The 23,712-nt window shown below is 48.4% G+C and carries 24 protein-coding genes; 13 read left to right on the forward strand and 11 right to left on the reverse strand.

The features are described 5' to 3' along the window. Positions 1-162: 162 nt before the first annotated feature. Positions 163-366: a cold-shock protein gene (locus QUE60_RS07355; RefSeq protein WP_108508961.1), complete on the forward strand. Its 204-nt coding sequence runs from the start codon at positions 163-165 to the stop codon at positions 364-366. A gap of 68 nt (positions 367-434) precedes the next feature. On the opposite strand, the gene icd is transcribed toward QUE60_RS07355, so the two are convergent. After that, positions 435-1,685: an NADP-dependent isocitrate dehydrogenase gene (gene icd / locus QUE60_RS07360; RefSeq protein WP_286225159.1), complete on the reverse strand. Its 1,251-nt coding sequence runs from the start codon at positions 1,683-1,685 to the stop codon at positions 435-437. 91 nt (positions 1,686-1,776) lie between these two features. Between icd and QUE60_RS07365 the strand changes: the two genes are divergently transcribed. Further along, complete coding sequence (locus QUE60_RS07365) at positions 1,777-2,220, forward strand: DUF192 domain-containing protein (RefSeq protein WP_286226568.1); 444 nt, start codon at positions 1,777-1,779, stop codon at positions 2,218-2,220. 3 nt (positions 2,221-2,223) lie between these two features. Here QUE60_RS07365 and ppnP read toward each other — a convergent pair whose 3' ends face one another. The 4 genes from ppnP to rpsT all read right to left on the reverse strand — a co-directional run bounded on the left by ppnP (position 2,224) and on the right by rpsT (position 5,198). Further along, entirely contained in the window at positions 2,224-2,529 is a 306-nt protein-coding gene (ppnP, locus tag QUE60_RS07370; RefSeq protein ID WP_286226569.1) for a pyrimidine/purine nucleoside phosphorylase, read from the reverse strand. Between the two features lie 24 nt (positions 2,530-2,553). Further along, entirely contained in the window at positions 2,554-3,783 is a 1,230-nt protein-coding gene (locus QUE60_RS07375) for an argininosuccinate synthase (RefSeq protein ID WP_286226570.1), read from the reverse strand. 53 nt (positions 3,784-3,836) lie between these two features. Further along, positions 3,837-4,772, reverse strand: coding sequence for an ornithine carbamoyltransferase (gene argF / locus QUE60_RS07380; RefSeq protein WP_286227508.1), 936 nt, complete (start codon positions 4,770-4,772; stop codon positions 3,837-3,839). A gap of 162 nt (positions 4,773-4,934) precedes the next feature. Continuing rightward, a complete protein-coding gene (gene rpsT / locus QUE60_RS07385) occupies positions 4,935-5,198 on the reverse strand; it encodes a 30S ribosomal protein S20 (protein ID WP_108508965.1) in 264 nt (87 codons plus the stop codon). A gap of 171 nt (positions 5,199-5,369) precedes the next feature. Between rpsT and murJ the strand changes: the two genes are divergently transcribed. The 3 genes from murJ to miaA are packed head-to-tail and all read left to right on the forward strand — an operon-like array spanning position 5,370 to position 8,760. Then, positions 5,370-6,926: a murein biosynthesis integral membrane protein MurJ gene (murJ, locus tag QUE60_RS07390; protein WP_286226571.1), complete on the forward strand. Its 1,557-nt coding sequence runs from the start codon at positions 5,370-5,372 to the stop codon at positions 6,924-6,926. 5 nt (positions 6,927-6,931) lie between these two features. Next, positions 6,932-7,774, forward strand: a complete 843-nt coding sequence (locus tag QUE60_RS07395) for a SirB1 family protein (protein ID WP_286223434.1) — start codon at positions 6,932-6,934, stop codon at positions 7,772-7,774. A gap of 14 nt (positions 7,775-7,788) precedes the next feature. Beyond that, a complete protein-coding gene (gene miaA / locus QUE60_RS07400) occupies positions 7,789-8,760 on the forward strand; it encodes a tRNA (adenosine(37)-N6)-dimethylallyltransferase MiaA (RefSeq protein ID WP_286226572.1) in 972 nt (323 codons plus the stop codon). Here the strand turns inward: miaA and purM are convergent. Then, positions 8,753-9,799, reverse strand: coding sequence for a phosphoribosylformylglycinamidine cyclo-ligase (gene purM, locus QUE60_RS07405; protein ID WP_286226573.1), 1,047 nt, complete (start codon positions 9,797-9,799; stop codon positions 8,753-8,755). The two genes, miaA and purM, sit on opposite strands and share 8 nt — an antisense overlap. An 83-nt stretch (positions 9,800-9,882) precedes the next feature. Here purM and QUE60_RS07410 point away from each other — a divergent pair, with 83 nt between their 5' ends. From QUE60_RS07410 to panB, 6 genes are read left to right on the forward strand one after another with little or no spacing between them, the layout of a single operon-like run. Next, positions 9,883-10,872, forward strand: a complete 990-nt coding sequence (locus tag QUE60_RS07410; RefSeq protein ID WP_286226575.1) for an AI-2E family transporter — start codon at positions 9,883-9,885, stop codon at positions 10,870-10,872. Then, a complete protein-coding gene (hda, locus tag QUE60_RS07415) occupies positions 10,872-11,633 on the forward strand; it encodes a DnaA regulatory inactivator Hda (RefSeq protein WP_286223438.1) in 762 nt (253 codons plus the stop codon). Before QUE60_RS07410 ends, hda begins: the two co-directional genes overlap by 1 nt. Then, positions 11,630-12,310, forward strand: coding sequence for a histidinol-phosphatase (locus QUE60_RS07420; RefSeq protein WP_286226576.1), 681 nt, complete (start codon positions 11,630-11,632; stop codon positions 12,308-12,310). Before hda ends, QUE60_RS07420 begins: the two co-directional genes overlap by 4 nt. Before the next feature lie 20 nt (positions 12,311-12,330). Further along, positions 12,331-13,758 (forward strand): polynucleotide adenylyltransferase PcnB, encoded by a 1,428-nt coding sequence (pcnB, locus tag QUE60_RS07425; protein ID WP_286226577.1) that lies wholly within the window; start codon positions 12,331-12,333, stop codon positions 13,756-13,758. A 43-nt stretch (positions 13,759-13,801) separates the two neighbouring features. Next, complete coding sequence (folK, locus tag QUE60_RS07430) at positions 13,802-14,311, forward strand: 2-amino-4-hydroxy-6-hydroxymethyldihydropteridine diphosphokinase (protein ID WP_286226578.1); 510 nt, start codon at positions 13,802-13,804, stop codon at positions 14,309-14,311. A gap of 15 nt (positions 14,312-14,326) precedes the next feature. Continuing rightward, positions 14,327-15,142 carry a 3-methyl-2-oxobutanoate hydroxymethyltransferase gene (gene panB, locus QUE60_RS07435; protein ID WP_286226579.1) on the forward strand — a complete coding sequence of 272 codons (816 nt, stop codon included), beginning with the start codon at positions 14,327-14,329 and terminating at the stop codon, positions 15,140-15,142. On the opposite strand, the gene dnaJ is transcribed toward panB, so the two are convergent. From dnaJ to hrcA, 5 genes are all read right to left on the reverse strand, one after another. Beyond that, the gene (gene dnaJ / locus QUE60_RS07440) at positions 15,139-16,257 is read right to left on the reverse strand and encodes a molecular chaperone DnaJ (RefSeq protein WP_286226580.1); all 1,119 of its coding nucleotides are present in this window, start codon (positions 16,255-16,257) and stop codon (positions 15,139-15,141) included. The genes panB and dnaJ overlap by 4 nt on opposite strands. An 80-nt stretch (positions 16,258-16,337) precedes the next feature. After that, entirely contained in the window at positions 16,338-18,266 is a 1,929-nt protein-coding gene (dnaK, locus tag QUE60_RS07445) for a molecular chaperone DnaK (protein ID WP_286226581.1), read from the reverse strand. 103 nt (positions 18,267-18,369) lie between these two features. Beyond that, positions 18,370-18,897 carry a nucleotide exchange factor GrpE gene (gene grpE / locus QUE60_RS07450; protein WP_286226582.1) on the reverse strand — a complete coding sequence of 176 codons (528 nt, stop codon included), beginning with the start codon at positions 18,895-18,897 and terminating at the stop codon, positions 18,370-18,372. 65 nt (positions 18,898-18,962) lie between these two features. Then, positions 18,963-20,075: a ferrochelatase gene (gene hemH / locus QUE60_RS07455; protein WP_458574787.1), complete on the reverse strand. Its 1,113-nt coding sequence runs from the start codon at positions 20,073-20,075 to the stop codon at positions 18,963-18,965. Continuing rightward, on the reverse strand, positions 20,075-21,091 hold the full coding sequence (gene hrcA / locus QUE60_RS07460) for a heat-inducible transcriptional repressor HrcA (RefSeq protein ID WP_286227509.1): 1,017 nt from the start codon (positions 21,089-21,091) through the stop codon (positions 20,075-20,077). The genes hemH and hrcA overlap by 1 nt, the downstream gene beginning before the upstream one ends. Positions 21,092-21,125: 34 nt before the next feature. Between hrcA and QUE60_RS07465 the strand changes: the two genes are divergently transcribed. Continuing rightward, a complete protein-coding gene (locus QUE60_RS07465; protein WP_286226584.1) occupies positions 21,126-22,031 on the forward strand; it encodes an NAD kinase in 906 nt (301 codons plus the stop codon). A 15-nt stretch (positions 22,032-22,046) separates the two neighbouring features. Next, on the forward strand, positions 22,047-23,711 hold the full coding sequence (recN, locus tag QUE60_RS07470) for a DNA repair protein RecN (RefSeq protein ID WP_286226585.1): 1,665 nt from the start codon (positions 22,047-22,049) through the stop codon (positions 23,709-23,711). The last annotated feature ends 1 nt before the right edge of the window (position 23,712 follow it).

Consider the following 23,712-nt stretch of genomic DNA (forward strand, 5'->3'; position numbering starts at 1 on the left):
AGTCATATTTCCTTGACACCCCTCCAAAAAGGGCAAACAATCAATCCTGTGGTGTTTTTCTCGTTTGAGATTTACCTGCATTAGGCGTGTTGCGGAGTAAGACTGATCAAAAGGTATTTCCCCTCTTCACGGTTGTCTTTAGATTTTTGTAATGGAGTTCGCATGGCGACCGGAGTTGTTAAGTGGTTTAATGATGCAAAAGGTTTCGGTTTTATCAAACCGGATGATGGAGAAGAAGAGTTGTTTGCACACTTTAGTGCAATCACGATGAGTGGCTTTAAAACCCTCAAAGAAGGTCAAAAAGTAACGTTTGACATTACTCAAGGCCCAAAAGGTAAACAGGCAACCAATATTCAAGCTGCCTGATCACTAGCTGATCCCAAGTAAAAACCCCAGGCTTCAACCTGGGGTTTTTCTTTTAGAGTTCTTGCCAATTACATATTGTCAATCATGACTTGACCAAATCCTGAGCACGAAACTTGGGTCGACCCTGGTAATAAACGCGCAAAGTCATAGGTGACCTTCTTCGAAAGAATGGCTTTTTCCATCGAGGAAATAATCAAGTCCGCCGCTTCGGTCCAGCCCAGATGACGCAGCATCATCTCAGCAGATAAGATTTCGGAGCCAGGATTAACGTAATCTTTGCCAGCGTATTTTGGAGCTGTACCGTGCGTGGCCTCAAACATCGCAATGCTGTCAGACATATTGGCGCCCGGGGCAATTCCAATTCCGCCAACTTGGGCAGCGAGCGCGTCCGAGATGTAGTCGCCATTGAGATTTAAGGTCGCAATCACGCTGTACTCATTGGGACGCAATAAGATCTGCTGCAAGAACGCATCGGCAATCACATCTTTAACAATGATGTCTTTACCGGTTTTAGGGTTCTTAAACTTGCACCATGGCCCACCATCAACCAGTTGCGCCCCAAATTCTTTCATGGCAAGCTCATAGCCCCAATCACGGAAACCCCCTTCGGTAAATTTCATGATATTGCCCTTGTGAACCAAGGTAACAGAAGGCTTGTCATTATCGATTGCGTACTGGAAGGCCTTGCGAACTAACCGCTGTGTACCCTCACGCGATACGGGCTTGATACCAATACTGGAGGACTCTGGAAAACGAATCTTCTTCACGCCCATTTCTTTAATCAAGAAATCAACCATCTTTTTAGCGCCCTCAGTGCCGGCTTCCCATTCAATACCCGCATAAATATCTTCGGAGTTCTCGCGAAAGATCACCATATCGGTCTTCTCGGGCTCGCGCACAGGAGAAGGCACTCCTTTGAAATAACGCACTGGGCGCAAGCAAACATACAAATCAAGGGATTGACGTAAGGCTACGTTCAAAGAACGAATACCGCCACCAACGGGGGTGGTGAGCGGTCCCTTAATGGATACAACGTATTCTTTGACCGCATCGAGGGTCTCATCAGGCATCCAAACATCTGGGCCATAAACCTTGGTCGATTTTTCTCCAGCATAGACCTCCATCCAAGAAATCTTGCGCTTACCGCCATAAGCCTTCTCAACTGCGGCGTCGACCACCTTGATCATCACTGGAGTGATGTCCATCCCGGTACCATCCCCCTCGATAAACGGAATAATGGGGTTATTAGGAACATTGATTGAAAAATCTGGATTAACCGTAATTTTTTCACCAGCTGGGACTTTAATGTGCTTGTACATGATGCTTTTCTCCGTTTAACGAATATGGTATTTTCACATGAGGCAAAACTGCCTATTCCTGAAAACGCCCTATTTTAATTCCCCTCGCCCTATGATCCGCAAATACTTGACCATTCTGGCGGCTTGTTTTTTCTTCATCCTCACAGAAAATACCGCTGCTCAAGGCTCCTCCTTGCCAATCATTGAACTCAAGGCTGGAATGCACCGAATTGAGGCTGAACTCGCCGACACCCCAGCAGCAAGGCAAACGGGCTTAATGTACCGAACGTTTATGCCCACCAATGCTGGAATGCTCTTTGTTTTTCCAGAAAAGGCCATTCATTGCTTTTGGATGCGCAATACAAAATTACCGCTAACCATCGCGTTTATTGATGATGATGGCAAGATCGTGAATCTCTCCGATATGGAGCCCGAAACTCAGAATAATCACTGTCCCCGAGCGCCGGTTCGGTTCGCTCTCGAAATGAATCAGAAATGGTTTGCGCAACGGGCTCTTGGGCCCGGCACGGTGATTACAGGCTTACCAAAACGCTAGTAGCTAGCCAAAGTGACAAACGTAATGCACTGGTTGCTCAGCACGAATTACAAAATATCCACCGGCCTCAACAGTCCATGATTGCCCTGCAGTAAAGGTCTGTTCGGCGTGACCATTGATGCTGACATATGCGGTGCCCTCAACGACTTCCATCACCTCTTTGGTGCTTAGGTCAAAACGTAAGGTGCTGGGCAAAATCACCCCAACTGATTTACGGACCCCATTGGGTAGTGTGACCGTATGCGATACGCACTTCCCATCAAAATAAACATTTGCTTTTTTACCAACTGAAACGCCATCGAACTGCATATCAACTCTTTCCTAGTTTGGTGATTATTTTGCGCGTTTACGTTTTGCGATTTCAGCAATCCGCATCCGCAATGCATTAAGTTTAATAAAGCCACCGGCATCGGCTTGGTTATATGCGCCGCCATCATCATCAAAGGTTGCAATGGTTTGATCAAACAAGGTATTGGCTGAATCGCGTGCCAACACAGAAACTGAACCTTTGTATAACTTGAGACGCACAACCCCATTCACAGTTTTCTGAGTATGGTCAATTAAAGTCTGTAATGCCAAGCGCTCAGGCGACCACCAATAGCCGTTATAGATCAGCGCGGCATAGCGCGGCATCAGATCATCCTTGAGATGAGCGACTTCACGATCTAAGGTAATACTTTCAATCGCACGATGCGCTTTGAGCAAAATAGTTCCGCCAGGCGTCTCATAGCAACCCCGGCTCTTCATCCCGACGAAACGATTCTCGACCAGATCCAGTCGGCCAATACCGTGCGCACCGCCCAGTCGATTTAACTCGGATAGTAATTCGTGAGGCTTTAAGGATTTCCCATTGATCGCGACTGGATCACCTTGCTTAAATTCGATTTCAATCACCTGCGCTTGATCGGGGGCCTTCTCCGGGGAAACGGTCCAGCGCCACATTGCCTCTTCCGCTTCTGCGTTTGGATCTTCGAGATGCCGCCCCTCAAAACTAATGTGTAATAAATTAGCATCCATGGAATAAGGAGCACCCCCTTGTTTATGTTTCATCTCCACAGGGATGTCATGTTTTTCTGCATAAGCTAGAAGTTTTTCTCGCGAGAGCAAATCCCACTCACGCCAGGGAGCAATTACCTTGATTCCGGGCTCAAGTGCGTAGTAACCAAGTTCAAACCGCACTTGATCATTCCCTTTACCGGTAGCGCCGTGGGATACCGCATCTGCGCCTACTTGACGGGCGATCTCAATTTGACGTTTTGCGATTAAAGGGCGAGCAATTGATGTTCCTAGCAAATACTCGCCTTCGTAAATCGTGTTTGCCCGAAACATTGGAAACACAAAGTCACGCACAAACTCTTCACGCAGATCATCAATAAAGATGTGCTCGGGCTTAATTCCAAATTTGAGTGCCTTAGCGCGTGCAGGTTCGAGCTCCTCGCCTTGCCCCAAGTCGGCGGTAAAGGTAACGATCTCACAACCATAAGTATCTTGAAGCCATTTCAGAATCACGCTGGTATCAAGGCCGCCAGAATAGGCTAATACTGCTTTTTTAATTTCAGACATAGTGTTTACGATCTCAATAAGTTAAGCAATCACTGCGATGACGAAAATTGATTTTATAAGCGACCACAGAGTAAGAATTCCATCAGAGCCTTTTGGACATGCAGCCGGTTTTCAGCCTCCTCCCAAACAACACTTTGGGGGCCATCAATTACTCCGGCACTAACCTCCTCGCCGCGATGCGCAGGCAAACAGTGCATGAAGAGTGCGTCAGGATGGGCTAATGCCATTAACTGCTCGGTCACCATCCAGTTCTTGAATGCTGCCATCCGCGTTGCGTTCTCAGCCTCATATCCCATGCTGGTCCATACATCAGTGCTTACCAAATCGGCGCCCTTACACGCATCCTTTGGGTCAGCACAGACGACGAGATGATTAAAGGCTGATGGCTGAAGGCGGGAGCGTTCCAACTGATATCCCTCGGGGGCAGAGAAGCGGAACTCAAAATCCAGTTTCTCAGCCGCCTGAATCCAGGTGTACGCCATATTGTTCGCATCACCAACCCATGCCACCGTTTTCCCCTGAATCGGTCCGCGTGCCTCGACATAGGTAAATACATCGGCTAATACTTGGCAAGGGTGATATTGATTGGTCAAACCATTCATGACAGGAACTCGCGAGTTGGCAGCAAAGCGCTCAATCGTCTCTTGCTCAAAGGTCCTAATCATGATGATGTCAGTCATCCGTGAGATGACTTGCGCAGCATCCTCGATCGGCTCACCCCGTCCTAACTGGGTATCACGCGTGTTCATGTAAACCGCATGCCCACCCAACTGATGAACGCCTGCTTCAAAAGAAAGGCGAGTACGGGTCGAGTGTTTTTCGAAGATCATGGCTAGAGTGCGATCGTGCAATGGATGCCAGGTCTCGTAGCGCTTAAACCGCTCCTTTAACCACGCGGCGCGACCAAACAGATACTCGTACTCATCACGACTAAAGTCCGAAAATTGCAGGTAATGCCTAAGTCGGCCAGGAGATTGTGGCTTAGCCAGTGATTGGCCATTACCCCACTCTGCAAACTGAGCACTTGATGATGCGATCGAAGTGTTATGCGGCTTATTGTGCAAAAGAACGCTCCACTAAACAAAAACCCGCTCAACAGGAGAGCGGGTCAGAAAATCAGTACTTCCTTAGGCCCGCAACAGGCCTAAAAATTAGGCCATTGCTTTAATCGCAGCAGATAGTCGTGACTTCTGGCGAGCGGCAGTATTTTTATGGGCAATCTTTTTATCGGTAATCTTATCGATGGTCGATTGCGCAGCAACAAATACTTTCTTTGCAGCATCTTTATCGCCAGCTTCAATTGCTTTGCGAACTGCCTTAATGGAAGTGCGAAGTTTGGAACGCAAACTAGCGTTGTGAGCATTGAGCTTCACGGATTGACGAGCGCGCTTGCGAGCTTGTGCGGTATTAGCCATTCAATTAACCTATCTAAACAAATAATTAGAATGAAATCAGTCCCTTAAAGAAAGTGGGGCTAAATTCATTAGCGTTATATGAGATCAAATATCCGATCTCGAAAACCTGACATTCTACCTTAAAGACCCCAAAATGCCCACCCCTCCCCCCAAATAAGGGAAAATTAGGCCATGAACCTCCTCTCTGCCGCAGCGAAGGTAAGCTCCCTGACCATGGTTTCCCGCATTACGGGATTGGTTCGGGAAACCTTGATCGCTAGAAGCTTTGGGGCCTCGGAGTGGACCGATGCCTTTAATGTAGCCTTCAGACTCCCCAATCTATTGCGTCGGCTCTTCGCAGAGGGGGCTTTCTCCCAGGCTTTTGTACCAATCCTGGGAGAAATCTCCAATCGGGGAGAAAAAGATCAGACCCGAGCGCTAATAGACGCGATTGCCACCATTCTGTTTTGGGCCCTCAGTCTCACGGTCATGATTGGGGTCATCGCAGCACCAATCCTGGTTTTTATTATTGCAGCGGGTCTCAAGGATGGGGCCGCTTTTGAGACCACCGTCTTTATGACACGGGTCATGTTTCCTTATATTGGCCTCATTTCCATGGTTTCGTTATCAGCGGGCATCCTCAATACCTTTGGACGCTTTGCGGTTCCTGCCTTTACCCCTGTACTCCTCAATCTTTCCCTAATCGGTGGCGCCCTTTTTATTGCACCCACCTTAGAGCAACCGATTTACGCCTTAAGCATCGGGGTCATGATCGGTGGTGTCTTGCAGCTGGCGATTCAGATTCCAGCCTTAATGCGACTCGGATTATTGCCTCGGATTGGCTTGCTCCCCAGAAAAATCAAATCCGCCTGGCAAAATCCAGATGCCCGCCGTGTCCTAAAACTCATGGTACCGGCTGTATTTGCAGTCTCCGTTGCGCAAATTTCCCTCATCATCAATACCAATATTGCCTCGCATTTGCAAACCGGTAGCGTCTCTTGGCTCTCGTATGCGGATCGCCTAATGGAGTTTCCGACCGCTCTGCTGGGGGTTGCACTTGGAACTGTTTTATTACCAAGCCTTAGCAAAGCAAATGCCGCTCAAGATACTGCGCAGGCTGGAGAGTTGTTGATTTGGGGATTGCGCCTCACCTTTTTACTGGCAGCGCCCTGCGCGATCGCCTTATTTCTGTTTGGTACCCCAATCTCAGCGGTTTTGTACCACTACGGGCAATTTAATGCCATGGATGTGGAAATGACCCGGCAAGCACTGGCTGCCTATGGTGTAGGTCTGATTGGTCTCATTTTGGTCAAGATCTTAGCCCCAGGGTTTTACTCACGTCAGGATATCCGTACCCCCGTCAAAATTGCATTGGTGGTCTTAGTCTTTACACAGCTCGCCAATATCGGGCTCGTGCCACTGTTTGCCCATGCTGGCCTTGCTCTATCCGTTGGTCTTGGGGCGTGTTTAAACGCAGCCCTGTTGTGGCTAGGGCTACGTCGACGTGGGGCCCTTCCAAGCGCGGTTGGCTGGTTCAAATATTTCGGTCAACTGCTTGTTGGACTATTGCCACTGAGCATGGTGCTTTTTTATGGTGCACAGGCACACGATTGGCTCGCTTTACAAGTCAACCCCTTGATTCGCATTGGTCTTCTTGGTCTTTGGTTGGGTGCAGCAGCAATCATTTACTTTGCCAGCCTGTGGATCGTCGGTTTACGCTGGCAAAATTTTCTGCGTCATGCAAAATAGGAAATATGCCAACTCAACAACTTGACTACTTTGCCACCTTGGTTGCTGAGGACGAGCATTTTCCCCTCACGGAGGCATGCATTGCAGTAGCCCAACATGCATTTCCTGATTTAGATGTCCAACATACCCTCGATGAGATTGATCAGCTAGGCGATCGACTCAAAAAACGAATCTCCGCCGATGCTTCTGCGGTGCAGCGACTCCAACAGCTCAAACATTTCTTTTATACCGAACTTGGATTTGGGCCCAATCCCAATGATTTTTATGCCCCCGAGAACTCTTATCTGCATCATGTTTTACAAAGTCGTCGGGGCATTCCAATTTCATTGGCGATCTTAATGATGGAGCTTGGCAATCAGATTGGATTAAAAATCCGTGGGGTGTCCTTTCCCAATCACTTTATGCTGCGCGTTTCCTTACCCCAAGGCGAGATCATTATGGATCCGCTGACTGGTGCATCCCTATCGAAGCACGAACTTCAAGAGATGCTCGATCCGTATTTGGAGGCAAAGGGTTATGTTGGCGAGTTACAACTCCCACTGAACGTATTTTTGCGAGTCTCCAGCTGCCGCGAGATCATCTCGCGTTTCTTGCGCAACCTCAAACTCATTTATACCGAACATGAGCGTTGGGAGCGCTTGTTGGGGGTTCAACAGCGACTTGTGATCCTCTTGCCTGATGCCGTGGAAGAGATTCGGGATCGCGGCCTAATCTATGCGCAATTGGAGTATCTGCGCCCTGCCATCGACGATATGCAGCAATACCTCACCGAAGTTCCTAACGCTTCAGATGCCGATGAAATCCGGGAGCATATTGCCACGCTTGAGCATCAAGTGCGTCAACATTAATTTCAACAGAGCGGATGTCGGCCAAGGTTTTATCGATTGTGGGCCCTACCGGGGTCGGCAAAAGCAATTTAGCGCTTGAGTTAGCCAGGCAATGCCGCCAACAGCATCTGAATATCGAGATCATCAGCATGGACTCCGCCCTAGTTTATCGTGGGATGGATATCGGGACAGCAAAGCCCACTGCTGCTGAACAAGCTGAGGTTACGCATCATCTGATTGATATTCGTGATCCGAGCGAGAGTTATTCAGCGGCTCATTTTGCTAGCGATGCAAAACAATTAATTGAAGAGATTCAGGCGCGGGGACATATTCCACTCATTGTGGGGGGAACCATGCTGTACTGGCGAGCCTGGGTCTATGGGTTCTCCAAATTACCCCCTGCTGATCCACAAACCCGCAAGCAACTCGATGATGAAGCTGCCGTGTTGGGTTGGCCTGGTATGCATGCCAAACTTGCTCAAATTGACCCAGTTACTGCAAGTCGACTACAGCCTAACGATAGCCAACGAATTCAGCGAGCGCTCGAGGTCTATGCATTAACGGGCCAACCCATATCTCAGTTGTTTGAAGAGTCACCAAGCGCTACTGGGCGTGATTCAGAGCTCTCCGAGCATGCCGTTGAAGTGATTTCTTTAGAACCGAGTAACCGTCAATCTCTGCATACACGTCTTGAAGAACGTTTTGATCAAATGCTTGAAAATAATTTCATGGACGAGGTGCGCTCTTTATTTGAGCGCGGCGACTTGCATACTAATTTGCCGGCGATTCGCTCGGTGGGCTATCGCCAGGTGTGGGAATACTTAGAGGGCAAGGTAGATTACTCGACGATGAAACAAAAAGCATACGCTGCCACACGACAGCTCAGTAAACGTCAGATGACTTGGCTAAGAGCGATGCAGCGGCATACGTTTGACCCATTGAACCCAGCAGAACTTCAAGCCGCAAAATCAATGGCGATGGTCACCCTCCAAAGATCCTTTAAATAAGAATCGTTTGTGGCGCTCCCTCTGGACGCTGAGCAATATCACCTAACAACCAAGCATTTAGGCCTTGCTGTTCAATACTAGCAATCACAGCTTTTGCTTCTTGCTGTTCAACGACAACCACCATCCCAATGCCGCAATTGAAGACACGCACCATCTCCGCATCAGCAACGCCGCCTTTCATTTGCAACCAACGAAACAGCGGTGGCAGGCTCCATGAATCACGACGCAGCACTGCTTGGGTATTCTCTGGTAACACCCGTGGGATGTTATCCACTAAACCGCCACCCGTAATATGCGCCAATCCCTTCAAGGGATGTTGCGACATCACATTTAAAAGTTGCTTAACGTAGATTTGAGTGGGTGCCATAACTAATTCTTGCAAGGTCTTACCCTCAATGGTCTCACTGGGTTTTGCGCCAGCTCGCTCAATAATCTTCCGAATTAAGGAATAGCCATTTGAATGCGCACCACTAGATGCAATTCCAATAATTGCGTCACCCGGCCGAATACTGGAGCCATCAATAATTTTCGATTTCTCAACCACACCAACCGCAAAGCCTGCCAAATCGTATTCACCCGGCGGATACATGCCTGGCATCTCAGCAGTTTCACCCCCAATTAAGGCGCAGCCAGCCAACTCACACCCCTTGGCAATTCCGGCGATTACGGTCGCTGCTGTATCGACCGATAACTTACCGCATGCAAAGTAATCGAGAAAGAAAAGAGATTCGGCGCCTTGGACCAAAATGTCATTAACGCTCATCGCCACTAAATCCTGGCCAATCGTCTCATGGGCATTCCACTCAAAAGCGAGCTTTAATTTGGTGCCAACCCCATCGGTACCGGATACCAAAATGGGTTCTTTGTAGCGTTTGGGTACCTCAAATAAAGCCCCAAATCCTCCAATTCCCGCCAAAACACCATCGCGCATGGTCTTTCTTGCCAGTGGCTTAATACGATCAACTAGAGCGTCCCCAGCGTCAATGTCGACACCCGCGTCACGGTAAGACAAGCCTGGGCTTTTTGATGGATTAGTCATAAATGGGTCTTCAAAAAAGGGTAAATCCTGCAGATCAGTCATTTACATCGTTAGAATCTCTGAATTCTAGAGTATGAAGGCCCATGGCTGAAATTTTTACCCCTTTTCTATTTGCATTTATTTTGGCTTACATTCTGAGGCCCTTGGTTCTGCGTCTTCAAAATCTAGGACTTGGTAAAACCCTTGCCAGCAGCATCGGCATGCTTTTTGGGCTTGGCGTTTTTCTCATCATCCTGTTACTGCTGATTAATCTACTGCGCTATGAAATTCCTCTCATTAAGGCTCAGCTACCCATTTGGCTTCAAAGTCTGCAAACGTGGCTGGGGCCTAAATTACTCAGCCTGAATATTGAGATCGATTGGCTCGCTTTGCGAGATGCGATTACGCAAAAATTGACTGCTCATTTTTCTGCAAACGCCAACCAAATATTAAGTACGAGTTTTGAAACCATCTTAGCCTCTGGTAGCTCCGTACTTGGCGGCCTCGTCAATATTGTCTTGATTCTCTTCGTTCTTTTTTATCTGCTGATTGATTGGAAACACTTCTTTGAATTACTCAAGCAACTGCTTCCAATTCGCTATCAAGACACTGCGGTCAGGTTAGCACTAGAAACCGACTTATTGCTATCGCAATACCTGCGGGGGCAAATGCTGGTGATTTTGATCATGGCGGTTTTCTATAGCGCCGGATTGAGTTTGACAGGTATGCATGGAGCACTCGGTCTAGGCGTATTTACCGCCTTGGTGATTGTGATTCCTTATATTGGAATTGCGCTGGGTCTGATTCTGGCGATCCTATCGGTCATTTTGCAATTTGGGCTTGGACCTGAACTCGTGATTGTGCTGGTCGTATTTGGGATTGGCCAAGTGCTCGAAGGATTTTTCCTAACCCCCCGTTTAGTAGGCGAACGAATTGGGCTTCACCCAGTGGCGGTTTTATTTGCTTTACTAATCTTCGCTAAATTATTTGGATTTTTTGGAGTGTTACTTGCCCTACCAGCTAGCGCGGTTGTGTTGGTATTGATCCGCTTTGCATGGTCGCAATACGCCCAAAGTACCTGGTATCAAAAGTAATGGCCCCATCCGCACTGCCCCGTCAATTTGCGCTCGATATCAATCAAGCCCCTAAACCCTCATTGCACAATTTTTTACCGAATGGTAATGAGGCACTGATTGACGCACTCAACCAGTCCATCGCTCGTTGGAACTCTCCTGCTAAGACCGCTTCCCACTCGATTGAGGGACGCTGGTTTTATTGGTGGGGAAGCGCTGGCGCCGGATGCTCTCATCTTCTTAGCGCTATCGCAAACCAAGCGCAAACGCTTGGGATGGGATCGATTCGCCTGCTACCCAACGATCCGAGTACCTGGGTCGATGCCGAGCAAAAACTCTCTGCAGCGGTAAACCCTGCACCGATCATCATGACCGTTGATGATGTGGATCAGCTGGATACGCATCAACAAGCCAGCCTTTTTCGCTTACTCAATTTAGTACATGCCTCACCACACTCGTTTGTGTATCTATCTGGGCATGTGCCCCCTGCACAATTGACATTACGAGAAGACTTGCGTACCCGTCTTGGCTGGGGGCTGATCTTTGAAGTTCATCCGCTGTCTGATTCAGAGAAGATCGAGGCGCTATCTCGCGCTGCAAAAGAGCGGGGTTTGATCTTATCCAACGAAGTTTTGCCTTGGTTGATTCATCATTTCTATCGAGATATGCCAAGTTTGATGGCATTACTCGATGCACTCGATGCCTATTCTTTGGAGACCAAGCGCGCGATTACCCTACCCTTGGTTCGTGAACTCTTACAAATTTCTGGACACACCCCATGACTCGCTTAGCTCTGTTTGATTTAGATCACACCCTCTTACCGTTTGACAGCGATTACGAATGGGGGCAATTTCTGGTGCGCTTAGGCGTTGTTGATGGGGAGCAATATGCCAAAGCCAACGATCAGTTTTACGCCGATTACAAAATAGGTAAGCTTGATATTGATGCATTCTTACGTTTTGCCCTAAAACCCTTGGCTGACAACCCGCGTACGCAATTAGAGGGCTGGCATCGTGCATTTATGCAAGAGAAGATCGATGGACGTCTTCATCCACAAGCGATGAGGCTTGTCCAACAACATTTAGATGCGGGGGATTTGTGTTGTGTGGTGACCGCTACCAATAGTTTTGTCACTCGCCCGATTGTGAACGCCTTTGGAATTGAACATCTAGTTGCTACTGAACCGGCCACGGAGAATAATCAACCAGGAGCAAATTTCACAGGCGGTATTGTGGGAGTTCCGAGCTTTAAGGAAGGAAAAATTACTCGAGTTAATGATTGGTTAGCCGGTTTGGGATTACGCTTGGAATCCATCGAGCAAAGCTTCTTTTACTCCGACTCCATGAATGATTTGCCACTATTAGAAAAAGTAACCAATCCAGTGGCCACCAATCCAGATGCCCGCTTGCGTGCAGAAGCCGAGAAGCGAAATTGGCCGATCTTAGAACTATTTCATTAAATTAATTCTGGCGCATCCTCATGATCACTAAATTCATCGATCGGTTATTGCGTCGAGGCCCTCGCCCCAAGTCAGATCAATCTGGGGCCACCCTAGTAGCCCATAAGGTTTCTAAGAAAACCCATCGGATCGACCCTGCCTTACTTTCAAAAAATGCGGTCAAGGTGACACACACCCTGCAACAAGGGGGTTATAAGGCCTATATTGTGGGCGGGGCAGTTCGCGATCTGGTTTTGGGGATCGCCCCTAAGGATTTTGATGTAGCAACCAATGCCACTCCTGAACAGGTCCAAAAATTATTTAGACGCTCACGCTTGATTGGTCGCCGCTTTCAGATTGTGCATGTCACTTTTTTTGGTAAAGAGCGTCCGGAAATTATCGAGGTTTCTACCTTTCGGGCGGTGTTAGAAAGCGTGGGCGAGCACATAGCCGAGAGCGGTCGTATTCTGCGTGACAACGTTTGGGGTACACATGCCGAAGATGCCGCCCGCCGTGACTTTACGATCAATGCAATGTATTACGACCCCAGCTCAGAAACAGTGCTCGATTATCACGGTGGCATGGAGGATATACGCTCTAAAACGATTCGTATGATTGGCAACCCGACAAAGCGCTACCGCGAAGATCCCGTTCGTATGTTACGAGCGATTCGCTTTGCTGCTAAGACAGGTTTTCAGATTGAGCCTAAGACACTCGCACCGATTCATGAGCTTGGCCAATTAATCCATGACGTTCCAAGCGCTCGCCTATTCGATGAGATTTTGAAGTTACTCATGTCAGGGCATGCTTGGGCTGGAATCCAGGCATTACGTGATGCGAACTTGCATCATGGGCTTTTGCCATTTATGAATCGTGTCCTTGAAGATGCGCAAGCAGCTCAATTTATTGAACAGGCGCTGCGCAATACCGATGAACGAATTCAAATGGGTAAATCGGTTTCCCCGGGCTTTCTATTTGCAGCCCTACTTTGGCCCGATTTAGAGAAGGAGTGGCAAGTACTTCGAAATACTGGAATGCCAGCGTTAGCAGCACTTCATGCTGCAATTGATACGGTTGTCTCCCCCGCACATACCGGCATCACCATTCAGCGCCGCCATGAGGGTGATATGCGGGATATCTGGACGATGCAACCGCGTTTTGAAAAACGAGTGGGGCGCTACCCCGAGCGACTGCTAGAGGTTCCGCGCTTTCGGGCTGGCTACGACTTCATGCTCCTACGCGGCCAAACAGGGTATTGCAAACCCGGTCTTGGGCAATGGTGGACAGACTTTTATCATGCGGATTTACCCGAACGTGAAGCCTTGCTGGCAAGTGCCAAGCTAGAAGATTTAGCTTCCGGCAAAACCCCATCAAACCCAAATAGAAACAGGCGCCGCAGGTCAAAAAAGCCCAAGCCAAACCCTGATGCCCATGCCGATTCTGGGTCAAATGACGCCAAGCAAAGTTAATTGATTTTCAGTAAAGTAAGCGCATATTCTTAGTAGGAAACTCATGGCGCAGGCCTTTATTGGATTTGGTGGCAACATTGGCGATGCTCGGCAGAGCATCACCGATGCAATCGTCTGCCTTGCTCAGCATGTTCAAATTCATATTGTTAACAAAAGTTGCTTTTATCAAAGCGCGCCTGTAAACGCCGTAGGCGGTGATTACATCAATGCAGTTGTCGAAATTGATACTGAACTCAATCCCTATGGACTTTTGTATGTTTGCCAATCGATCGAGCATCAGTTTGGTCGCGAACGCCCTTACGCCAATGCACCCCGTACCCTTGATCTTGATATTCTGTTTTATGAAGGTATCGAGCAAAATCATTCGGAGCTCACCATTCCGCATCCACGCATTGCCGAACGCTCATTTGTGATTCTTCCTTTACTTGAAATCTGCCCTGATTTTTTCTTGCCCAATTATGGTCCTCTAAAAAATCTTTTGCCGAACATTGCGCATCAACGCATCACCCGAATTACTTGCAAACACTGCGATTGCGACCAACAGCTGCATTAGGCTTAAAATTGGTTTATGAGTTATTTACAAGGCGATAAGCCAATTACGATCACGAAGTTATTCGCCATGCATGCTGATGGCGAGAAAATTGCGGTTCTAACCGCATACGACTCGACCATGAGCGCCCTTCTCAATCGCTGTGGAATTGAAGTGATTTTGATTGGGGACTCCCTTGGCAATGTAATCCAAGGTCACAGCAGTACCACTCCAGTCACCGTTGAGGAAATGGCCTATCACACGGAATGCGTTGCCCGGGCTAATCAGCATGCATTCTTAATTGCCGATCTACCTTTTGCGAGCTATGGAGACCCTGTGCAAGCATTGGAATCGGCTGCCGAGCTGATGCGCGCAGGTGCCGACATGGTGAAACTTGAAGGAGGCAGTTGGCAGGTCGATATTATTCAATTTTTAGTCGAGCGCAGTGTTCCGGTTTGTGCTCACTTGGGGCTTTTACCTCAGTCCGTGCACTTACTAGGGGGTTATAAAGTCCAAGGCAAGTCAAAAGATGCTAGTGCTCTGATGTTTGAACAGGCGCATGCCTGCCAAGCCGCAGGCGCTCAAATGCTTGTCTTGGAGGCGATCCCATCAGCGCTCGGAGAAAAAATTACCCAATCACTTCATATTCCCACGATTGGGATTGGAGCGGGGCCAAATTGCTCCGGACAAGTTTTGGTACTGCCAGATTTACTCGGAATTAGCCCTGGCAAAGCGCCGAAGTTTGTGAAAGACTTCATGGCTGGCAACAGCTCGATTGAGGCAGCGATTAAAGCCTATGTTCGTGAAGTTAAGTCCGGAAAATTTCCTGGACCCGAGCACTGCTTTGCCTCTTAGTTAAAAAAGCTCTTCATTCGCTCAAACCAACCCTCTTGTTGAGGACTGTGTTTTTTACCACCACTTCGAAGCGACTCATCGAATTGAGACAGCAATGCTTTTTGTTCCTCCGATAATTTCACCGGGGTCTCAAGCAAGACATGCACATACAAATCACCCAATAGGGAAGAACGCAACTGCTTAATTCCTTTGCCGCGCAATCGGAAGGTTTTGCCCGTTTGCGTTCCCTCGGGAATCGTTAGCTCAACCCTGCCACCAAGCGTTGGAACTTCAATATCACCACCCAAGGTGGCGGTCGCAAATGAAACGGGCATTTGAATATGCAAATCGCTGCCATCGCGCTCAAATACGGGGTGCTCCTTGACATGTACTTCGACGTAGAGATCACCCGAGGGTCCCCCGTTGATACCTGGCTCGCCATTTCCAACGGAGCGCACCCGCATACCATCATCGATACCGGCTGGGATCTTAATTTCAAGTGTCTTTTGCTCCTTGATCTTGCCACTGCCATGGCAGGTCTTACAGGGCTTCGGTATGTATTGACCGGTGCCACGACACTTGGGGCAGGTTTGTTGCATTGAGAAAAAACCTTGAGCAATCCGGACTTGGCCGCGGCCATCACAAGTGGGGCATTCCTCAATCTTTGAGCCTGGCTCTGCACCAGAACCACTACAGGTTTTGCAATTACTCCAACTAGGCACCCGAATCTGAGTGGTGTAGCCCTCAGCAGCTTGCTCGAGAGTAATCTCCATGTTGTAGCGCAGGTCGGCGCCCTTATAAACCTGAGGGCCAGAACCTCTTCCTTGACCAAAGATATCGCCAAAGATATCGCCAAAGGCGTCAGCAAAACCACCCGCGGCCCCTCCAAACCCACCCATACTAGGGTCAACGCCAGCATGGCCGTATTGATCATACGCATTACGCTTTTGGGGGTCCGCCAATGTCTCGTAGGCTTCCTTGGCCTCTTTAAACTTTACCTCGGCAGATGGGTTATCAGGATTGCGATCAGGATGGTATTTCATGGCCAATTTGCGATAAGCTTTTTTAAGCTCCTCGTCGCTGGCATTTTTACCAACCCCCAGCACTTCATAAAAATCACGTTTACCAGTTGCCACAACCCATTCCTTTTTCTTGGCCCAAAAGGCGAAGTCGGCACAAGGCCGACTCACCAATTTGCATCATTCTTTTTTAAGAATTACTTCTTCTCATCCACTTCCTTAAAGTCAGCATCGACCACTTCTGCATCATGATTGGCTTTCGCCTCACCAGCTGGATTAGCAGCGCCTGGGTTAGCCTTTGCTTGCTCAGCAGCATAGGCTTTCTCGCCAAGCTTCTGACTGGCCTTTGCCAATGCTTCCGTTTTGGACTCAATTGCTGCTTTATCACTTCCCTTGATGGCTTCCTCAAGCTCTTTCAGTGCCGATTCAATTGCACTCTTCTCAGAAGCATCGAGACTTGCGCCATGCTCATCGAGCGCTTTCTTTGTGGAGTGCGCTAAGGCATCGGCCGCATTTCGGACGGTGACCAGCTCAAGTAATTTACGATCTTCCTCAGCATTGGCTTCGGCGTCTTTCACCATCCGCTGAATCTCATCCTCAGAGAGACCTGAATTTGCCTTGATGGTGATCTTGTTCTCTTTGCCAGATGCTTTGTCTTTAGCAGTGACATGCAAGATTCCGTTGGCATCGATATCAAAGGTCACTTCAATTTGTGGCAAGCCACGGGGTGATGGCGGGATGCCTTCTAAATTAAATTCACCAAGCAATTTATTAGCACTAGCCATCTCACGCTCACCCTGGAAACACTTGATAGTCACTGCTGGCTGATTATCTTCAGCGGTGGAAAACACTTGAGCGTGCTTGGTCGGAATGGTCGTATTTTTGGGGATCATCTTGGTCATCACGCCACCCAAGGTCTCAATACCTAAGGACAACGGCGTGACATCAAGCAATAAGACATCCTTTCGATCACCAGACAATACCGACCCCTGGATCGCAGCACCAACCGCGACCGCCTCATCGGGGTTCACGTCTTTGCGCGGCTCCTTGCCAAAAATGGCTTTGACTTGCTCTTGCACCTTCGGCATACGCGTTTGGCCGCCGACTAAGATGACATCATCAATATCAGCTGCTGAAACCCCAGCATCCTTCATCGCCACTTGGCATGGACCCATAGTGCGAGCAATCAATTCTTCAACTAGAGACTCCAATTTAGAGCGAGTCAACTTTAAGTTCAAATGCTTGGGGCCACTTGCATCAGCGGTTACATAAGGCAAGTTGATTTCGGTTTGTTGGGAGGAAGACAGCTCAATCTTAGCTTTTTCAGCAGCATCCTTTAGGCGCTGCAATGCCAAGACATCTTTGCTCAAATCAACGCCCTGTTCTTTCTTGAACTCAGCAATGATCCAATCAATGATGCGTTGGTCAAAGTCTTCACCGCCTAAGAAAGTATCACCATTGGTAGATAACACTTCGAACTGTTTTTCTCCATCCACATTCGCGATTTCAATAATCGAAACGTCGAAGGTGCCACCACCTAAGTCGTAAACAGCAATCTTGCGATCGGATTTGTCTTGCTTATCCAATCCAAATGCCAGAGCAGCAGCGGTAGGCTCATTAATGATGCGCTTGACTTCCAGACCAGCAATTCGACCGGCATCTTTCGTGGCTTGACGCTGACTATCATTAAAGTAAGCAGGCACCGTGATCACGGCCTCGGTGACCTCTTCACCCAAATAATCTTCGGCAGTCTTTTTCATTTTGCGCAGAACTTCAGCCGATACTTGCTGAGGGGCAATTTTCTTATCGCGCACCGATACCCAGGCATCACCATTGTCTGCCGCGATGATGCTGTAAGGCATTAAACCAATATCTTTTTGCACTTCTGCGTCGGTAAATTTGCGACCGATTAAACGCTTAACCGCATAGATTGTATTTTTTGGATTGGTGACTGATTGTCGCTTAGCGGGCGCGCCAACCAATACCTCTCCGTCTTCCATATACGCAATGATGGAAGGAGTGGTTCTAGCACCCTCAGCGTTTTCAATGACTTTAGGGGCGTTGTTCTCTATAACTGCGACGCAGGAATTAGTTGTTCCTAGGTCAATTCCAATAATTTTTCCCATAATGGCTCCAAATGATGGTGAGGCGTTGTTTCGAATAATGACTAGATGGGGGCAACTTAGCTTATTTCAAGGGCTCTAAGTCCTTGAAATAATTGGCCCAAACTTATTTTGCTTGGCTAACCGTCACCAAAGCCGGCCTTAATACACGATCAGCGATCAAAAAGCCCCTTTGCAAGACCGAGACCACCGTATTGGGTTCTTGGTCAGATGGAACCATGGAGATTGCCTGATGCTGGTGGGGATCAAATTTAGCCCCAGGCTCAGGGTTAATCTCAACCAAACGGCCTTTTTCGAAGGCAGCAATGAGTTGCTTTAGGGTGATCTCAAGACCTTCCTTAAACGCTTTTGCATCGCCAGCCTCAGTGGCTAAGGCGGCGTATAAGCTATCGCTCACTGGAATCAAGTGCTCCGCAAAACTTTCAATAGCAAATTTATGGGCTTTTGCAATGTCTTCAGTAGCACGACGACGAATATTCTCACCCTCAGCTTTGGCACGTAAGAAGTTATCTTGCATTTCAGCAAGCTTCGTCTTGAGCTCTGCTAACTCCTCTTCGATACTCAGGGGAGGCTGTTCATTCACTTCGGATGTTGTGTTATCAGCCGCTTGCTGCTCAGATTTGTGATCACTCATAGTCGTTCCACCTTATTTTCTGCATTTTATATGGGGTCAGTGATCACCCATTTCAAGGGGAGTGGTTATCCAACAGTAATCGCGGCCTCTGCTGCTTGGGCACGCTGATTGCGAAGCTCCAAAACTACAGGGGACTCGAGCGCTGTTGACCAGCCATGCATATGCTCTAAAGCAATGGTGTGCAAAGCCGAAATGAAATTAGTATCGTCATTCAAGCATGGGATATAACGATACTCTTTGCCACCATGCTCATGAAAGATCTCTTGACCTTCCATAGCAATTTCTTCCAAAGTCTCTAAACAGTCAGCCGGGAAACCAGGGCAAACAATATCCATATGGGGGCAGCCTGCCTTTCCAAGCTCTTCAATCGTTAGGGCGGTATAAGGCTTTAACCATTCGGCACGCCCAAAACGCGACTGAAAGGTGACGTGATAATTAGACGGCTCTAATCCAAGAGCCTCTCCTAGTAAACGGCCCGATTTCAAACATTCGCAATGATAGGGATCGCCTTGCATCAAATTTCGTTTGGGTAAGCCATGAAACGACATGATAAGTTTGGCGCCCTTTGAAAATTCTGGTCGACCATGCTGCACCCAGTAGGCTTCAATCTGCTGACGTAGCGACTCAATGTAAGCGCCATGATCATGATAGTGCTTCACAATTCGAAGTTCGGGTTGATTGCGCCATGTTTTAAGGACCGAGAACACTTCATCAAAACTTGAGGCGCTCGTCGTCGCTGAATATTGAGGGTACAAAGGCAATACTAATAAACGCTCAACATTTGCATCTTGAAAACGTTTGAGGACTTCGGAAATAGATGGTTTACCGTAACGCATCGCCAGGTCCACGATCACATTGGAATCCTTGCCCGCAAAGCGATCCCGCAAACCCTGAGCCTGTGCTTGCGAGTAGACCAATAAAGGTGAGCCCTCTTTTAACCAGATCGAAGCATATTTCTTCGCTGAGGCGCCGCTGCGAATTGGCAAAATAATCCCGTGCAAAATGAACCACCAGATAATGCGCGGAATTTCAACGACCCGAGGGTCCGACAAAAATTGCTTTAAGTAGGTTTTCACCGCTGCGCGCGTGGGCGCCTCTGGGGTACCCAGATTAATCAACAAAACACCAGTCCGTGAGGTTCTTAAATGAGGGTTTGTTTTCAAAAGTGATCCAATCATCAAGAGGAGCTCAAGGCGCCACTTAATAGCTTCGAGGTGATATCCACAATCGGAATCACGCGATCATACGCCATTCGAGTGGGCCCAATCACGCCGAGCGTGCCCACCACTTGCCCATCCACGCTATAGGGAGCGCTGATCACTGCCAAATCCTCATAAGGTAACAACTCGCTTTCCCCACCAATAAAGATCTGGATGCCATCAGCATGACTGGATACGTCCAACAATTGCATTAGCAAGGATTTTTGCTCGAGCATATCGAACATTTTGCGCAATTTACTCAAATTGGAGCTCAACTCACCCACATCGAGTAGATGACGCTCTCCCGAGATCACCACATCCGGGTGATTTAATCCCGTATCGCTCACTCCATTCTCCAGGGCGAGCGCCATTAATCCAGCAATGTCACTCCGCAAGTGATCTAGCTCTGCCCGTAAGCGACTGCGAACCTCTGAAAAACTCTTTCCTGAGAAATGCGCATTAATGAAATTACTTGCCTCAGTAAGCTGTGCAGGGCTGTAATCTTGGTTAGTCGGCAAGATGCGATTTTGCACATCCCCCTCGGGAGTCACCAAAATTAACAAAATCTTGCCTTCGCCAAGGCGCAGAAACTCAATATGTTTAAAAATCTGGGAGCGCTTCGGGGTCATGACTACGCCAGCAAAATGCGTCAGATTGGATAAGAGCTGAGCTGCAGAACTGATCACCTTTTGGGGAGCATCGGGATATAGTGATTGCTCAACCTGTTTAGAAGCCACCTCCTCTAGGGGTCGAATGGTCAACATCGTGTCGACAAACAAACGGTAACCACGCGGGGTTGGAATGCGTCCGGCTGAAGTATGAGGACTGGTCACCAAACCAAGATCCTCAAGATCGGCCATGACGTTCCGAATCGTCGCTGCCGAGAGATCCAATCCTGAAAAGCGTGACAGGGTCCGCGAGCCTACTGGCTGGCCTTCCTCGATATATCTCTCGATTAAGGTTTTGAGTAGAACTTTTGAACGATCATCCATGATTGGAGTAATTTTATGCCTATGGTTTAATCGTCATATGTTAAGCCCATCAAGCAAACCCTTGCAGAAGAAGTTTAGGCGCGTAACCCTTGTGGGTAAGCACCAAGCAGATGGTATTGGCCAGCATTTACTTGAATTGGCCCAAATCCTCACCAATCATGGCTGCGAGCTCAGTATTGAGGGGTCCACGGCCGCCCATTTGCCAGAGGCCAATTTGCAGGTTATCCGGCTCCAGGATTTTCAGAAATCCACGGATTTGGCGGTGATTTTGGGGGGTGATGGCACCATGCTCGGCATTGGTCGCCAGATCGCAGGTACGGGGGTGCCGCTCTTGGGAATCAATATGGGGCGCTTGGGCTACATGACCGACATCCCTTTTGAAGAGGCCAAAACGGTTCTACCGCCCATGATTGATGGTCATTATGAAATCGATGAACGATCGCTTCTAGAGGCTGCTGTATGGCGCAACGATCAAGAGATTCATCGTGGCCTAGCCTTAAACGATGTGGTCGTAAATCGTTCAGGACTCTCAGGAATGGTGGAGCTCAAGGTGCATGTCAACGGCTCCTTCATGTACAACCAGCGTTCTGATGGGTTGATCGTGTCCACCCCAACCGGCTCAACCGCATACGCGCTCTCAGCAGGCGGTCCCATTTTGCATCCCCGCGTGCCAGGGATTGTGCTGGTACCAATCGCCCCCCATGCTCTCTCCAATCGACCCATCGTATTGGCCCAAGAGTCCCAAATTACGATCGAAGTTGCCGGTGGCCGAGAAGTAATTGTGAACTTTGATATGCAATCATTAACTAAATTACAAATCGGTGATCGGGTTGAGGTAAAGCGCTCGAACAAATCCATCTCCCTCCTACATCCACTGGGACACAGTGATTACCAGACCCTAAGAGAAAAGTTGCACTGGAACGAGTATCCTTCCACGTTTTAATCTGGGCAAATCAATATGCTTCAATCATTAGCATTGCGTGATTTTGTGATTGTGGATCACCTAGAACTTGATTTTGGCTCGGGTTTTAGTGTTTTAACTGGTGAAACCGGTGCAGGTAAGTCGATTTTGCTCGATGCTCTCGCCCTTGCCCTGGGCGAGCGTGCCGATACCAGTCAAATTCGTGAAGGCTGCCAACGCGCAGAGATCGCTGCCATTTTTCAGGTTGAAGAGGATCTACAAGATGAAATTGCAGCATGGCTAGGCGAGGCCGACTTCCCGCTCGAAGATGACCATCGGATTGTGATTAAACGCAGCATAGATCATTCAGGTCGCAGCAAAGCCTACATTAATGGCAGCGCAGCCTCATTAAATCAATTACGCGAACTGGGTGATCGTCTGGTGGATATTCATGGGCAACACGCCCACCAACTCCTTCTCAAGACCGGTGCACAACGCGAGCTGCTCGATCAACATGCCAATCTTCATGACCAAGCAGCAATTGTGGCGCAAGCATATCAATCCATGAATGCCACTGCCAAGCAATTACAGCAAGCTGAAGCGGCCGGCGCCGATTTACAACGTGAGCAAGAACGTCTCCAATGGCAGCTCGATGAGCTCAATGAAATTGCACCACAAGCACACGAGTGGGAAGAAATCCAAACTGCGCATGCACGTCTAGCCAATGCTGCCAAGATTATTCAGGGGATTGAGCTTGCGATTGATAGCCTCAGCGATTCTGAGCAATCGATTGAATCACAACTTCATCGAGTACAGCATGCGATTGATGATTTAGTGAGGCATGATCCTAATTTGAATGAGATCAATGAAAGTCTTCGTAATGCTCAAATTCAAATTGACGAGGCGATTCATGGATTAAATCGATACCGACAAAAAATGGATTTGGATCCAGATCGTCTTGCAGAACTCGAAGCCCGAATGCAGGCTCTCCATACTGCGGCCCGCAAATACAAAGTCAATCCCGAGCAATTGCCAGAACTCTGGATTAGCTCTCAAGAAAAATTAGCGGCCTTCACGGCAGCACAAGATATCGAGTCTTTGCGTCAAAAATTTAAGGTTCAAGAGTCTGAATTTCTGAAACTTGCTAGGGATTTATCAAAGCGTCGTCATCAGGCAGCCGCAGAGCTCAGCCAAGCCGTCAGCGATGCGATGCAGCACCTCGCAATGGCAGGCGGTAAGCTGCAAGTTCTTGTGGGTCCAAGCGAAGCCAGTCGTCATGGAATCGATCAAATTGAGTTTCTGATCGCCGCGCACAGTGGCAGTACACCTAAGCCTTTGGCCAAAGTTGCCTCTGGGGGAGAGTTAGCGCGCATTAGCTTAGCCATTAGCGTCATTACCAGTAAGGCAAGCTTTACCCCAACCCTAATCTTTGATGAGGTGGATTCTGGCATTGGTGGAGCAGTAGCTCAAACGGTTGGCGAACTATTAAAGCAACTAGGTCATTCCCATCAAATCCTTTGTGTTACTCATCTAGCTCAAGTGGCCGCCCAAGGCGATCATCATTTCAAGGTTAGCAAACAAGCGTTGGATGGCAAAACCAATTCCGAAGTCAGGAGTTTGGGCCGTCAAGAACGCATTGAAGAAATTGCTCGGATGCTAGGTGGCACAACCATTACTGACACTACGCGGCGACACGCGAGAGAACTGCTAAACCAAACCTAAA

The organism is Polynucleobacter sp. HIN11 (assembly GCF_030297675.1).
Taxonomy (GTDB): Bacteria; Pseudomonadota; Gammaproteobacteria; order Burkholderiales; family Burkholderiaceae; genus Polynucleobacter.